This window comes from Streptomyces sp. TLI_171, from assembly GCF_003610255.1.
GTDB lineage: Bacteria > Actinomycetota > Actinomycetes > Streptomycetales > Streptomycetaceae > Kitasatospora.
This window is the reverse complement of sequence record NZ_RAPS01000001.1, coordinates 6,155,011-6,169,735: the sequence shown is the minus strand read 5'-3', so window position 1 is coordinate 6,169,735 and position 14,725 is coordinate 6,155,011. Positions and strand designations below refer to the sequence as shown.

Annotated in this window: 1 protein-coding gene (cut by a window edge); it reads right to left on the bottom strand. The window is 70.9% G+C overall.

The features are described from left to right. On the bottom strand, nucleotides 1-14,725 hold the beginning of the coding sequence (locus BX266_RS27615; protein ID WP_120314416.1) for a hypothetical protein. It extends 18,461 nt beyond the left edge of the window; the window shows 14,725 of its 33,186 coding nt (coding positions 1-14,725); the start codon lies at nucleotides 14,723-14,725; its stop codon lies off the left edge, out of view.

Here is a 14,725-nt window from a genome sequence, read left to right as displayed (position 1 = left end):
ATCTGCGGGCGATCTGGCCAATGACACGGTGCTGCTCGTCCCGCACATCAGTCTGGCCCTTGATGAACGCCGGAACGTCCACCGCCTTCCAACCCTTGTCCACCGGCTCCGACGGTACTCCCCTGTCAGCACCGAGACCGATGTCACCCCCGGCGTCGACCGGCTCGATCACGACCGCCCGCCCCGCCACCGCCCCCTCGTCCGAACGCCACAACCGGAAACCCCTGGTCGTGGAACTCACCGCATACGGAGCCAAAACAACGACGGACCTCAACTGGGACCCTGGAATACCGCGATGGGCCAGTTCCGCTTCGACCGCCAGAACAAGACCCGCACTCACCAGACCAGCCCGATCCACCGCCAGGGCACGATGCCACGAACCGAACCCGAGCATCGGCCGCTCGTGCCCCTGACCGCCCGCCCGCACCCGGAACCTGGGAGGCGTCCGTCCCTCACTACGGGCCTTCAACCCGGCATCCACAATCCGCGCCGCCGTCCGCGCGATGTCCTGCTGCTGCTCATCGGACAGCCTCGCCCGCCCCCGCTCGAACGCCGCCACCCGCGACGACCGCTCGGAAAGAGTGCGAACCGCCGGAACCACCAAAGAAACACCCCGCGACGACACCACCGACGAAGCACCATCACGGCCATCTCCCTCACCAGTGTCCGATGCCTCATCGTGCGTCTCGCTGCCGCGAACAGACTGCGTCTCAAGGACTCCGTCGAGGTCCTCCCCCTGGCTGCCGAAGCCCACCAGCTCCCTTCTAGCGGAGCTGAGCCGGTCCTCCGCCCTCGCCAACCGGTCGCGGGCGTCCGTCAACTGGGCCGGAGCCGACGCCGTCGTGCCTGCGAGGAACGCAGACCTCGCGCGGAGGAACCCCGCCTTGGCAGCCTCGTACTCGGCCAGCGCCCTCCGGTGGGCCCCCCGAGCCGTCACGCTGGCCCCGGGCCGCGACACCGCCGCGCGGACGTCCGCCCCGACCTGGGGCGTCTGGGCGCGCAGCGTCCGCAGGACCTCGACGGCCTGGTCTCCGACCCTCTGCGAACGACTCGGTCCCGCCTCGGGGTCGGCAATCGGCAGGGCAGAGGGCTCACGGGCCGCTGCCGTCCTCTCCGCGTCGCCGTTGAAGGCTTCGGGCCGTGCGGGGTCGTCCGCTCCGTTTGCCACGGCAGTATGGACGCCGTCCGTTGCTCCGCCGCCATCGGAACGGCCCGGCAGGACATCGACGGCAGCGGCGAGAATTGACTGCTCGACCGTGGCACGGGCGACTTGCTCGACCAGCTCAGCCTCCGCCACCCGCTCAGCCACCTCCAGAACCGGCACGGTTCGTTCGACCATCGCAGTCGGCTCGGCCTGTCCTACCGGTGCGGCCAGCACGGAGCTGTGGTGGATGCTGGGCGTCCCGACGGCCCTCTCCAGGCCAGGGCCGTACAGGTGCCCGAGCAGATCGACAATGGCCTGGGGCTGGGTCGCACGAACCCATGCGGCTCCGTTGTGACGTTCCTGTTCGGTGACGGGGTCGGTGCCGTGGTTGACACCGTTCCAGGCGAGGCTGAGCCCGGTGAAGAAGGCCTCGGCATTCTCCGTCGAGCGATTCGCCTCATCGCCCCATCCAGGGCCAAAACGCGGGCCGTCCGGCCACGGGGTTCCCCCTTCGGCGTGGCCGTGGGCCGCTGTTCCCGACGTCTCCGTCTCCGCTTGGTCGGCATGTTCATGCCTCGCGAAGACTGCCTCGACCAGTTGGCGGTCCTTCTCTTCCAGGTTCGCGTGGACGAGCTGTGCCAACGCGGCCGCCCCCGCGGGCCGGTCCGACCCGTCGGCACTCGCTACCACGGCATCCGCGGCAACACGGGCGCTGTTCCCGGTGCGCACCACGTCCGGTTCGGTCCCACGCGCAGCCACCACTCCCTGAGCGGAGGGGTGAACCTCGATCCGGGCGCCACCGAGGACGACCGGTGCAAGAGCCATCGGGTTTCGCAGCAGGGGCACGAGCTGGGCCTGCGCGGTCCGCACGGCGATGGATGCCGAGCTCACACCCGACTGTGCCCGGACGAGCAGCGCGGAGGCGTGACGTGCCCCGTCGGCCGACGAGAGCAGGGAGCGGACGGCCGCCGGATCGGGTTCACGCGCATCGGGCTGCCCGGTCGAAATGTCGTGGAAGACGGTCTCCGCCTCCTCGCCGGGGGGACGAAGACGAGCCTCCACCTCGCCCATTCCCCCGGCAACTGGCCGGGGTTGCACCGTGTCCCGCAAGGGCGAGACCTGAACAGCATCCTCGTCGATGGGAAGGCCGACCTTCGAGAGGGGGGAAACGCCCTCACCGTCGTAGTCCTCGAAGACCGAGTATTCGTCGTCGTCCGCTCCGAAGGTCCCTCCGAATATTTCCGACCGGTTCGGACTGACGCTCGGCCAATCCAGCTCGACACGGGTTTCGTCGTCGAGCGGCCCGGGCCGCGTGTCGCCGTCGGGCTCGGCGCGGACGGGCGGGTCCTGCCGTTCGCCGCGGTCCGCGTCGGCCACGGCCGGATCCTCGTGGCTGGACCGAACGGTGCTCGGTACCGGGGACGCGACCTCTGGGTCACTCCCGACGGTGCGCGGTGCCGGGGCCACGACCTCCTGGACGCCGGCCTCCTCCGCGTCCTGCCGCCGTGCGTCCTCGAAGGCCCAGTGCTGTCCCAGCTCCCGACGCAGTTCCTCCGCCCGGTCAGGGTCGACTCCGACCTCCTGCAGTCCCTCACGGGCAGACTCGATCTCGGCGAACGCGGCCTCGAAATTCGCCGAACGGCGTCCCCTCTCCTCCTCCGAACCGCCAGTGTTGAACGCAAGCAACTCAAGTGCCGCACCCGCACGCATCCTGCGATACCAGGCCTCCAGCACCCTCTGTGCTTGCGGCGAGGACGGGTCGTCCACTCCGGCGATCTCCAGCAGCCTCGACTTCCAATGGTTCGCGCGCCGGCTTGGGTCCGCGGCTCGCCGGGCGGTCCGGCCCGACCGGCCGCCGATAGGAGACGCGTTGGCACGTCGGCCCGTGTCCAGCTCCGACGACTCGCTCTCGGCGTCGCTGGAAGTCTCGCTCCCGGCGTCGCTGTCGGTGTCACTGTCGGCGTCGGGGTCGCGGTCGGCAACGCGTTCGATGCGGACATCGCGGTTCGGGTACACGGACTTGGCGCCGCTGCCAGGCTCTGGGCCACTGGCAGTCAGGGATGCCTGCGCTGCCGGCGCGGGCCGTTCCAGCACCTGCGACAGGGGCGGGGGCTCCACACCGTATTCGGGGGCCAGGTCTTCCAGTTGACGACTGAGCGCCATCTCGAAGACCCGCTGGACAGCACGCGCCCGCTGCATCCCGTACTCCGACGACCAACTGCCGCTGCCGTACGACCGCCGCTCCGCCGGACCGCCACCGCCCACCGCACGAACACGCGGCAAGCGACGCCCGGCCACCTCCGCCTCCAGCACCTCCCTGGCAAATCTGCGGGCGATCTGGCCAATGACACGGTGCTGCTCGTCCCGCACATCAGTCTGGCCCTTGATGAACGCCGGAACGTCCACCGCCTTCCAACCCTTGTCCACCGGCTCCGACGGTACTCCCCTGTCAGCACCGAGACCGATGTCACCCCCGGCGTCGACCGGCTCGATCACGACCGCCCGCCCCGCCACCGCCCCCTCGTCCGAACGCCACAACCGGAAACCCCTGGTCGTGGAACTCACCGCATACGGAGCCAAAACAACGACGGACCTCAACTGGGACCCTGGAATACCGCGATGGGCCAGTTCCGCTTCGACCGCCAGAACAAGACCCGCACTCACCAGACCAGCCCGATCCACCGCCAGGGCACGATGCCACGAACCGAACCCGAGCATCGGCCGCTCGTGCCCCTGACCGCCCGCCCGCACCCGGAACCTGGGAGGCGTCCGTCCCTCACTACGGGCCTTCAACCCGGCATCCACAATCCGCGCCGCCGTCCGCGCGATGTCCTGCTGCTGCTCATCGGACAGCCTCGCCCGCCCCCGCTCGAACGCCGCCACCCGCGACGACCGCTCGGAAAGAGTGCGAACCGCCGGAACCACCAAAGAAACACCCCGCGACGACACCACCGACGAAGCACCATCACGGCCATCTCCCTCACCAGTGTCCGATGCCTCATCGTGCGTCTCGCTGCCGCGAACAGACTGCGTCTCAAGGACTCCGTCGAGGTCCTCCCCCTGGCTGCCGAAGCCCACCAGCTCCCTTCTAGCGGAGCTGAGCCGGTCCTCCGCCCTCGCCAACCGGTCGCGGGCGTCCGTCAACTGGGCCGGAGCCGACGCCGTCGTGCCTGCGAGGAACGCAGACCTCGCGCGGAGGAACCCCGCCTTGGCAGCCTCGTACTCGGCCAGCGCCCTCCGGTGGGCCCCCCGAGCCGTCACGCTGGCCCCGGGCCGCGACACCGCCGCGCGGACGTCCGCCCCGACCTGGGGCGTCTGGGCGCGCAGCGTCCGCAGGACCTCGACGGCCTGGTCTCCGACCCTCTGCGAACGACTCGGTCCCGCCTCGGGGTCGGCAATCGGCAGGGCAGAGGGCTCACGGGCCGCTGCCGTCCTCTCCGCGTCGCCGTTGAAGGCTTCGGGCCGTGCGGGGTCGTCCGCTCCGTTTGCCACGGCAGTATGGACGCCGTCCGTTGCTCCGCCGCCATCGGAACGGCCCGGCAGGACATCGACGGCAGCGGCGAGAATTGACTGCTCGACCGTGGCACGGGCGACTTGCTCGACCAGCTCAGCCTCCGCCACCCGCTCAGCCACCTCCAGAACCGGCACGGTTCGTTCGACCATCGCAGTCGGCTCGGCCTGTCCTACCGGTGCGGCCAGCACGGAGCTGTGGTGGATGCTGGGCGTCCCGACGGCCCTCTCCAGGCCAGGGCCGTACAGGTGCCCGAGCAGATCGACAATGGCCTGGGGCTGGGTCGCACGAACCCATGCGGCTCCGTTGTGACGTTCCTGTTCGGTGACGGGGTCGGTGCCGTGGTTGACACCGTTCCAGGCGAGGCTGAGCCCGGTGAAGAAGGCCTCGGCATTCTCCGTCGAGCGATTCGCCTCATCGCCCCATCCAGGGCCAAAACGCGGGCCGTCCGGCCACGGGGTTCCCCCTTCGGCGTGGCCGTGGGCCGCTGTTCCCGACGTCTCCGTCTCCGCTTGGTCGGCATGTTCATGCCTCGCGAAGACTGCCTCGACCAGTTGGCGGTCCTTCTCTTCCAGGTTCGCGTGGACGAGCTGTGCCAACGCGGCCGCCCCCGCGGGCCGGTCCGACCCGTCGGCACTCGCTACCACGGCATCCGCGGCAACACGGGCGCTGTTCCCGGTGCGCACCACGTCCGGTTCGGTCCCACGCGCAGCCACCACTCCCTGAGCGGAGGGGTGAACCTCGATCCGGGCGCCACCGAGGACGACCGGTGCAAGAGCCATCGGGTTTCGCAGCAGGGGCACGAGCTGGGCCTGCGCGGTCCGCACGGCGATGGATGCCGAGCTCACACCCGACTGTGCCCGGACGAGCAGCGCGGAGGCGTGACGTGCCCCGTCGGCCGACGAGAGCAGGGAGCGGACGGCCGCCGGATCGGGTTCACGCGCATCGGGCTGCCCGGTCGAAATGTCGTGGAAGACGGTCTCCGCCTCCTCGCCGGGGGGACGAAGACGAGCCTCCACCTCGCCCATTCCCCCGGCAACTGGCCGGGGTTGCACCGTGTCCCGCAAGGGCGAGACCTGAACAGCATCCTCGTCGATGGGAAGGCCGACCTTCGAGAGGGGGGAAACGCCCTCACCGTCGTAGTCCTCGAAGACCGAGTATTCGTCGTCGTCCGCTCCGAAGGTCCCTCCGAATATTTCCGACCGGTTCGGACTGACGCTCGGCCAATCCAGCTCGACACGGGTTTCGTCGTCGAGCGATCCGAGGTTCGCTGAAGATCCCGCCGAATTGACCGGGCTGACGGTCCGGGCATCGCTGTTCGACCCGGCAGGAGTTCCGTCGTCCGACTGACTTCCCCGCGACGGCACATCGTCGACCGTGCCCGGCGACCCCACGGTGCGTACCGCGAGGGACCCGGTGACGACGAAGGTCCCGAGTCGGCCGGCGGTGACCGGCACGTGCACGGAGCCAGCCGTGCGGTGCTGTTCCACGGTCCTTCCGGCACCGTCGTTGATTCGGGCTCGGAGGACGTCACCCTGTACAGACTTCGGCCCGACAGGACCGGTGCCGGAGGGCGTCTGCTGATCCGCCGTCGGCACCGCGTCTGCGCCGGACCGGACGAGCGCGTCGATCCGGTTGAGGTGGCGGCGGGAGAGGCCTGTGCCGCCGACGCCGGTGGACATCGGGCCGGTGTCCCGCACCGCGCTGCTGCCCGGGGCGCGCAGGAGCGAAGCGGGGTCCTCGTCCTCGTCGGCGAGACCGGCGTAGTGCAGGAGTTCGTGCAGCAGCACCGCGTCCGACAAGTCGGTGTCGAGGGTGAGCTGGTCGGGGTTCCCGATATGGGCTCCAGAGGTCAGGAGGATGACGTCGTCGTCCGCCTGCTCCTCCTCCCCCGGCGGGCGGGTCACTTCTTGGAGGTAGGCCTGAAGGTGCAGTTGTTCGCCTCCGGGCAGGACGTAGCCGGCGGCGTTGACGTGGCGGTCGAGGATGTCCTGCAGTCGTCCCGCAAACTCCCGGACCTTCTCCTGCCCAATCCCTGGGACGGCCGCTACCGGGAGGGGAAGGCTGAGGTGGAGGACGCTGCCGCGGTCCGTCGACAAGCGGCGGGCGTCAGCGCGCACCAGGTGGCGGCGACCCTCCAGCCTCCGCGGAACCGGGCCGGCGAAGGTTGTGCCCTCGGCCGACGGCACGAACACGTCCGCGTGGATCCGCTGCGGCGGCACGCCGGCCACGAGCGGGCGCCACAGTTCCTCGGGCACCGGATTCGGGTTGACCCTCCCGGGCAGGTCCCCGCTCTCGCGTTCGGCCTGCTGCGAGCGGGTCGGCTCGGGTCGGGGTGCGGCACCTCGGGCGGGGGTCTTCCCCTCGGTCTTGCCGAACGTGTCGGGCGGAGTCGTCCCGATCATTGCCTGCGGTGCACGGGCCCCGCCGCGCCCCGCTTTCGACGCGATGGCGCGTTCCTCCCGCAGGCGGGCGACCCGGGCGATCGAGTCGGCGAGGTGGGGATCGCCGTTCTCGCCATCCGGAAGGGGCGCGGGGCCCGAGGTCCCGGTTCCGCCGTAGCCGATCCAGTGGTAGGCGTTGCCGCTCCTGCTGGTAGCGCGGGCGTACACCAGCAAGTCCACCCTGCCGTCCTCGGCGAGGACGAAAGCGACCGAGGCACCGCCCGAACCACCGTCGAGATGGATATGCAGCGGCTTGTTGATGCTGATGCCGTGTTCGCGGATGCCCTCGGCATGCTGTGCCGCCCGTCCGATGGCGGCCATCTGCTTCGGTGTGAAGCGGCCTTCGAGGCCCGCAGACCATCGGACGACGCCGCTGCGCGTCCAGGTCGAGTCCGTCTGGGAGGAGAAGACCTCGATGCGCTCGGCGGTGGCCTCGCGCTTCCGGTCCTGCTCCGCCAGCTCAGCGTCGCGTCGGCGTTCCCATTCGGCTCTCAGCACGGCCTTGAGGCGTCGTTCGGTGCCCCGGTCGCGGTACAGGGGGATGCCGGCGGCGTGCACCTTCTTCTGATAGGCCGCCAGGTCCTCCTCGAAGTTGTCCCCAACGTCCGGGAGCAGGGAGGCGAAAGCGAGCGCAGCGGCCGCCTGCGGGTCCGCGAGTTCCACCAGCAGTTCCGGCTGTACGGCGACCAGCACCAACAGTTCGGGGTGGCGCATGAGGTTCGGCGCGGCCTCGGCAAGGGCGTCCCAGGCGTCGGACTCCTGGACGACGGACTCGATGAGGGCCGCGAGCTCATCGTCCTGATCCAGCACGGCGGCACCGACCGGCAGGACCCCGCCCAGCCGGGTCAGCGCGGAAGCCCCCTGGTCCGCCGGTCGGTCCACGCGCGTGCGCCGGGCCGTGCCCGTGGACTGCGCGGCGGCACGGTCCGATGCCCGGGCGGCCACCGTCGACTGCGGGCGGGAGGCCGGCGGCGCCGCGTCGGTGGTGTCCGGAGAAGCGAGGGCGGGAAGGACCTCGGCGAGCCCTGCGAGAGCCGACCGCGCCTTCGCGGGGCGGGTGCGGTTCCCCTTGTCGCGTTCTTTCCCCTTGGTGGCGTTCGCAGCGGCCGCCGCAGTCTCCTCGCGGCTACGGGCTGCCGCACGGCGGACGAGATGCCGGGCGAGGAGGTCCGGCGCCTCCAGCGCCCGGGCGAGCAGATCCTCCTCGCGCAGCAGTTCCGCAGTGAAAGCCGGGTCCTGGTCGAGCGCTGCGTGGAGATCCTCGGCTGCCACGAGGGCCGTGAGCAGGCTTTCCTCGAGCGCCCGTCCGGGTGCACGGCCGCGGTCGGCCAGCGTCTGCAGCAGGTTCCCGTAGCGATGGAGGCGGTTGAGCGCGCCGAAGCCTTCGTCGGTGGCCCCGGTGTCCTCGCCGGCGTCCTCCGCGGGTGCGAGGCGTGTATGAGCAAGGGCACGCGCCAGCCCGGGAAGGGCGATGACCGCCTGCCACAGCGCGGTGTCACCGAAGAGGTCCATGACCAGCGACCGGTGGGCGGCGAGGAGCCCAAGCAGGTCGGGCCGGGTCTCCAGGGCAAGAGTGCGCGGGTCTCCCAAGGCCAGGGCGTCGACCAGGCGCGGGTGGGCGGCGAGGACGGTACGCAGGGCCGGCTCGTCGACGAGCATCCGCAGCAGGGCCGGGTGGGCGTCCAGGGTCGCCTGGCTCTTCCCGTTCGACAGCAGCGCGACGACACCTGGGTCTGTCAGGTGCGCGGCCAACTCCGGCTCCTGGGCGAGGAACTGGGCCAGTCGCGGACGGGCGGCCACCAGGCCCAGTGCCTTGGGGTGGGCGGCCAGTTCCTTCAGCACCGGGGTGCTGAGAAGCAGAGCCAGGTCCGGCCTGGCCGCCGCCTTGTCGATGAGCAGTTCGGCCAACCCGGGGACCCGGGCGATCCAGTCGACGGCCGCAGGGTCCCGGCTCAGCTGTTCGACCGTTCGGGGAGAGACGAGCGCTGCCGAGACGACGAGGTCCCGCTGGGTTTCGACCCAGCGGCCGTTCGGCGCCCACTCGGGGCCGTCAGGGGTGCCCGCGGTCCAGACCTGCTGCAGGGCAGTGAGCAATCCGTCTGTCTGGAGGAGCGGATCGAGGATCTCGGGGGCCGTGACGAGCGCGCGCGTGGCGGCCCGGGAACTGTTGACGAACCGGAGGAGCCGAGGCCGGGACCTGACCTTGGTGAGCGCCGTGCGGTCGAGGCTGAGCGTGATCAGGTCCGGGTTCGCGAGGATCTCCCGGCTTCCCTCCGTCGGCGATTGGTGCTCGACCACGTTGCGGGGATACATGTTCAGGACCGGGAATGTCCTGGCGAATCGACTGTCGGCCCGGAGGAACTGTGCGATGCGCGGCACCCGGTACACGGCGCCCACGACGTCGGACGCGGGGTCCGCGACCGGGCCGGCCAGGTGGTTGTGCTCCAGCACTGCGGCCAGCAGTCCGGGCAGGGTGAGAACGACTGCGATCGCCTCGGGGTTGTCGCGCAGCCGGCGGAGCCCTTCCGTCACCTCGGGTCGACGGAACAATTCGAGCAGGCCGCGCATCAGCGGTTCCCGCTCGGGGTCGCCGACGATGCCGGCGCTCTCGGCGAAGGGCCGCAGGGCGGCGTCCGACGCCCCCCTGGAGATCTCCCGGGCCAGCCGGACGACGTCCGGCTCCACCGGGACACCCCAGGTGGTCAGGTCCGCAGGCGTCGAGTCGATCAACGCAGGAAGCGCGTTGACGGTCACCGTCAGTCGCCGGAGTTCGGCTTCGTCCGCCGTGCGGAGGTGGTCCAGCACCGACGGGCGGGACAGCACCGGGATCAGGAGGCCGTCGCGGGCGATGCGGCCGACCAGTGCCGTTCCGGCGGGGCTGCCCAGGACGGCGAGCAACCCAGAGTCGTTGAGCAGCCGGTCCCATTGCGCCTCGCTGCCGTTCGAGCCGTACTGAGCGAGGACCCGGAGCAGCGGTGCGTTGGCGCGGACCTCGGCAGGGGTCCAGCGGTTGCGCGCCAGGGCGTCGAGGGCGCCCTGGTGCTGCCCGAGCGACCGGAGCACCAGCGAGTTCTCCGCGCCCGCCGTCGCGGCTCCGCCCGGCCGCGCCAGCAGGCGGATCATGGTCTGGCCAGCCTGCAGACCGGCCACGGCTACGGAGGAGCGCTTGAGCAGGTCCTTCACCTCCGGGTCGTCGATCACCTTTCCGACGAGGTCGCGGCGGTTGAAGAAGGCCCACGCGAACGCCGCGTCATCGGAGCTCAGCGCCAGGCCGACGGTGCCGCTGCCGCCGAGGAACTCCTCCAGCCAGGCGGCGTCGCCGAGGTGCATGCGGAGCCCCGGCCTGCGGGCGATCAGGGAGATCAGGGCCGGGACACGGAGGTGCGGCTGCGTCAAGATCAGCTCCCGGACGGACTCGTTCGCGGGGAGGCAGAGCCGCCTGAGGTCGCGCACGGACGGAACGAGCTGCGGGTTCGCGATTAGCAGGTTGAGAAACTCGCGACCCTTGAGGTCGTCGACGAGGAGTTCCAGTCCGTTCGCGATGTCGGTCAGGTTCCCGACGCTACCGAGCAGGGGTCGCAGGGTTGGGGCCTTCTTCAAAGCCTCGATCATCGCCCATCCCTCCGTGGTCTTGACGACCCATGACACGGGGGTGATCTTCGGCGGCTCGGCGAGCGGCGAGCTGATCATGGACATCAGCGTCCCGGCCGGCAGCAGGTTGTGCCGACCCACGTCAGTGGCCGTCGCGGCGTGGAAGCGGCGCGGGTAAGTGGTCAGTACCTCCACGATGTTCGGGTTGGCGGCGGCCGTCTCGATCCTCACCGGGTTCTCGGCGAGCCAGGCGGCGAGATACGGGACGTCCACGAGTGCACCGGCGAACTCGTCGACCGAGGCGATGGTATCCAGCAGGCCCTGATTCTCGGTGACGAGACGCAGTAGGCCGGGGATCTTGACAAGTGCGTCGTGGGTGGCGGGGTGGCGTCCCACGCGGCCCTGGAGGTCGAAGTCCCGCAGCAGCGTTTTCAGCTCTCCGGACTTCACCGAGGCCCCCGGCTCGATCAGGGCGCGGGCGAGCGCGGGCATCCCGCGGAGCACGGTGAGCGCGGCGACCGGATCCGGAGCGGCCAGGACCGCGATACGCACTGCGGAGTTCGCCCGGACGGCCGTCGCGACCGTGAGGTTCCGTGCGAGCTCGGTGAACAGCAGGACCTTGTCCTTCGCCACGAAGAGCATCTGGAGATCACGGAAGACTGCGACGGCAAAGCCCGGGTCGCTCGCGACGTGGTCCAGCAGGACCGGGTCGGCGAAGAGCAAGTCCGCAGCCCCGAGGTCACCGAGCATCGCCGTAAGGCGGTCCATCCCGAGCGCCCCGGTGAGGCCGTCGAGCAGCGCCGGGCGGCCGGCTAGCACCGAGATGTACTGCGGCCGGGCGAGCAGCAGTTCCGCCAGGAGTGGGAATTCGACGACCGCGCTGAGCAGATCGGGGTGGTCGGCCAGGTCGGCGATCGCCTGGGCATGGCCGGGCTCGATCGGTACGCGGGTGACGAACAGGCGGGCCACGTCGAGTGGCATCCCCGTCCGCAGGGCGGGCGGCAGGTCGGGGAGCACCTTCCGGATCCGTTCGGCGACCTGATTGGGCGCGTGGGGCTGTCCCGGGCCGGTCTGCGGGGCCCACTCAGGCTGGGCGGCCACGAAGACCGACCCCTTGACGGCCTCGATCGCAGCGCGGGCCAGGACCTCCACACTGTCGACCGCGGACTGGGACGCAGGCGCGGCCCCACGCCGACGGCCACGCTTGACGGGAGCGGCGGGCGTGGTGGCGTCGGCGGACGCGGTGCCAGGTGTGGCGGGCGTGATGGCGGCTGCGGGAGCGGACACGGTCGCGGACGGGCCCGCGGTGGCCGGAGCCTCAGCAGCGGAAGGTGTCGAAGGGGTGCTGCTGTCCGGCGCGGCGTTCCGGCGCCGCCGCCGCGCGCCGCCGCCCGGCTGGGGTGCGGCGCTGCCGGAGGCGACTCCGGAGCCGTCGGCCAGGGCCTTGGGCGCCTGGACGGTGGGGCCGCGGTCCGTTCCGCCGTCGGGTCCGGCGGACAGATCGGGCCACAGATCGTGGCGGGCCCGGCCGGTCTCGGCGGCCATGCCTTCGACGAACCGGGCCACGTCGCCGTCCAGCGGCACGGGACCGGAGCTGTGCAGTTCCCCGAGCCACTTGTACACGTTGTTGGCGCGTCCGGTGGCGCGAGCATACACGATCATGTCCACCCGCCCGTCAGCCGCCTGGACGTAGGTCACCGACGCGCCACCGGTGCCTCCGTCGAAGTGCACGTGGAGGGGGCGGCCCGATGTCTTCCGTGCTTCGCGGATACCGTTACCCGCTTCGGCCGCCCGCTGCAGCACCGCTGTCTGCAGGTCGGTGAAGCTGCCCTCCGCGACGCCCACGTAGTGGATGCGCCCGCTGTACTGCCAGGTCTGGGAGTTCAGCGGGGAGAAGGAGGTGAACCGCCGTCGTAGGGCGGCGCGCTCCGCCTCCCGGGCAGCGTCGTGTTCCCGTCGGCGGTCTTCCCACTCGTCGGCGAGCACGCGCCGCAGACGTTCCTCGGCACCCGGGTCGCTGTAGAGCGGCACCCCCCGGACCAGCATCCGCTTGCGGTAGCGCTCCAGGTCAGTGGAAAAGCTGTCGCCGATGCCGTTCGGAGTGTTCGTGAACGACAGGCTTTCTGCGGCCCCCGGCTCGGTCAGCTCGACCAGGATCTCCGGTTGGACCACAGTCAGTTGGAGCAGCTCGGGCCGACCGTCTAGGTGCGGGGAAGCATCGGTGAGTGCGTCCCACAGGTCCGCCTCCGCGATACCGTCCGCAAGCCGGCTCAGCAGGTCCGGATCGCTGTCGAACAGTTCGGCGTGGCCAGGCAGGACGCCCCGGACGCGGGCGGTTGGGCTCATCGCGGGGGCGTCGACCGGGCCGGCGGGGCTTGCCGCCCCCGGTGCGGAGGACGGCGCCGCCTGGGGCGGGGCCGTTCCGGCAGCGTCTGCGGCTGCGGCTTCGGCTTCCTGTGCGGTGGGGCGTGCGAGCACGGCTTCGAGCCCGGCAAGCGGGGACCCGGAGCCGGCGGGTGCCATCGGCCTGGCCTTGCCCTTCTTGGCCTTCGGTCGGCGGGTCCCGCCAGCCGAAGGCTGCGCCTGCATGGTCTCCAGGTGCGCCAGAAGCCGCTGCGGATGGCGCACCGCCCGACCCAGTAGCACTTGGTCACGGATCAGCGCCGCGGTGAACACCGGTTGCCGTTCGAGGGCTTCGAGCAGTTGCTCGGACTCGACGAGCGCGGCGATCTCCGCCATTTCAGGCCGGGTCCCGGACAGGGAGCCCGCGGCGGCAAACGCCTCCAGCACGTTCGAGTGATGTCGCAGCCGCTCCAGCAGGGCTGGCTTTGCCACAGTCAACGCGCGCGCCAGCGGGGCCATCCCGCGGACGGCCTTCCAGAGCTGGCTCTGGTCCAACAGGTCTTTGACCAGCGATCGGTGGGCCCGGACCGCAGCGATCAGGTCGGCCCGGTCGGTGAGGGTCAGCGCCTCGTCATCGCCCCGGGCGAGGGCGGCGGCGAGTCGAGGATGGGCGCCGATCAGCTGCCGGAGAGCCTCAACGTGGGCAAGCTCGGCGATTACCTTGGGCGATCGTGCGAGGTTGGCCACGACGCCGGGTTGGGCGAACAGTTCCGCGAGTTCCGGGTCGTCGAGGTGGGCGGCGATGTCCGGCTCCAAGGCCACCAATGAGGCCAGCGCGGGCTTGTCGGCGATAGCCTTCACGGCGTTCGGTGCCGAGGCGAGCACGCCGAGGATCCGGGGGGTCAACAGCTTGGCCAGGACGGGTTGCGACTCGGCTCGGGTGGCCAGCAACTGAGCGAAGCCGGGCACCGAATCGATCATGCTGACGGCGGCGGGGTTCGCCACGAGGGCGTTCATCGTCTTCGGCGAGGCGAGGGCGGCAGCGACTGTCGCGTCGCCAGCATTCGGCCGCCGGCGGCCGTCCGGTCCCCAGCCGGGATGAGGCTCGTTCCCTGCTACCCACGCCTCCAGGAGGCGTTCGGTCAGGGCCGGGTTGGCCCAGAGCACGTCGGCCACGCCGGGGTTGCGGCTGACGGCTTGTGCGGCCGCAAAGCTGCCGACGAGGAGGCGATCGAGAACGTGGCTCCGGCCCAGCCACGGGCTCAACTCATAGTCGCTCGCGATGGCCAATATGTCCGGGTTGTCCGCGAGCCACTGCCCGCCCATCTCGTCTGCGGTCTCGACGTCCATCCGCGGCTGGCGGTTGCCGGCAGGGTAGAGCCGAGCGAATTGGTCGTGGTCGCGCAGGGCCCGGCCGAGGTCGGGGACAAGGTGCACCGCGCCGACCACGTCGCTGTGCGGATCGGCGACCGATGCCAGCAGGTGCGGGTGGGCGATGACAGCTTCGAGCAGGCCCGGCACGGCGAGCAACACCGCCACGGCAGGCGTGTTGGCTTGCAGCACGGCGGCGGTCTCGATGGCGGCCGGCCCGAACGCCAGTTCCCTGATCAATCGGACCCGGTCGGCCAGTGGAGGGCTCTGGGGATCCGCACCGTCCTCGGCCGCCAGGATCAGCGGCTCCAGGTCCTCCAT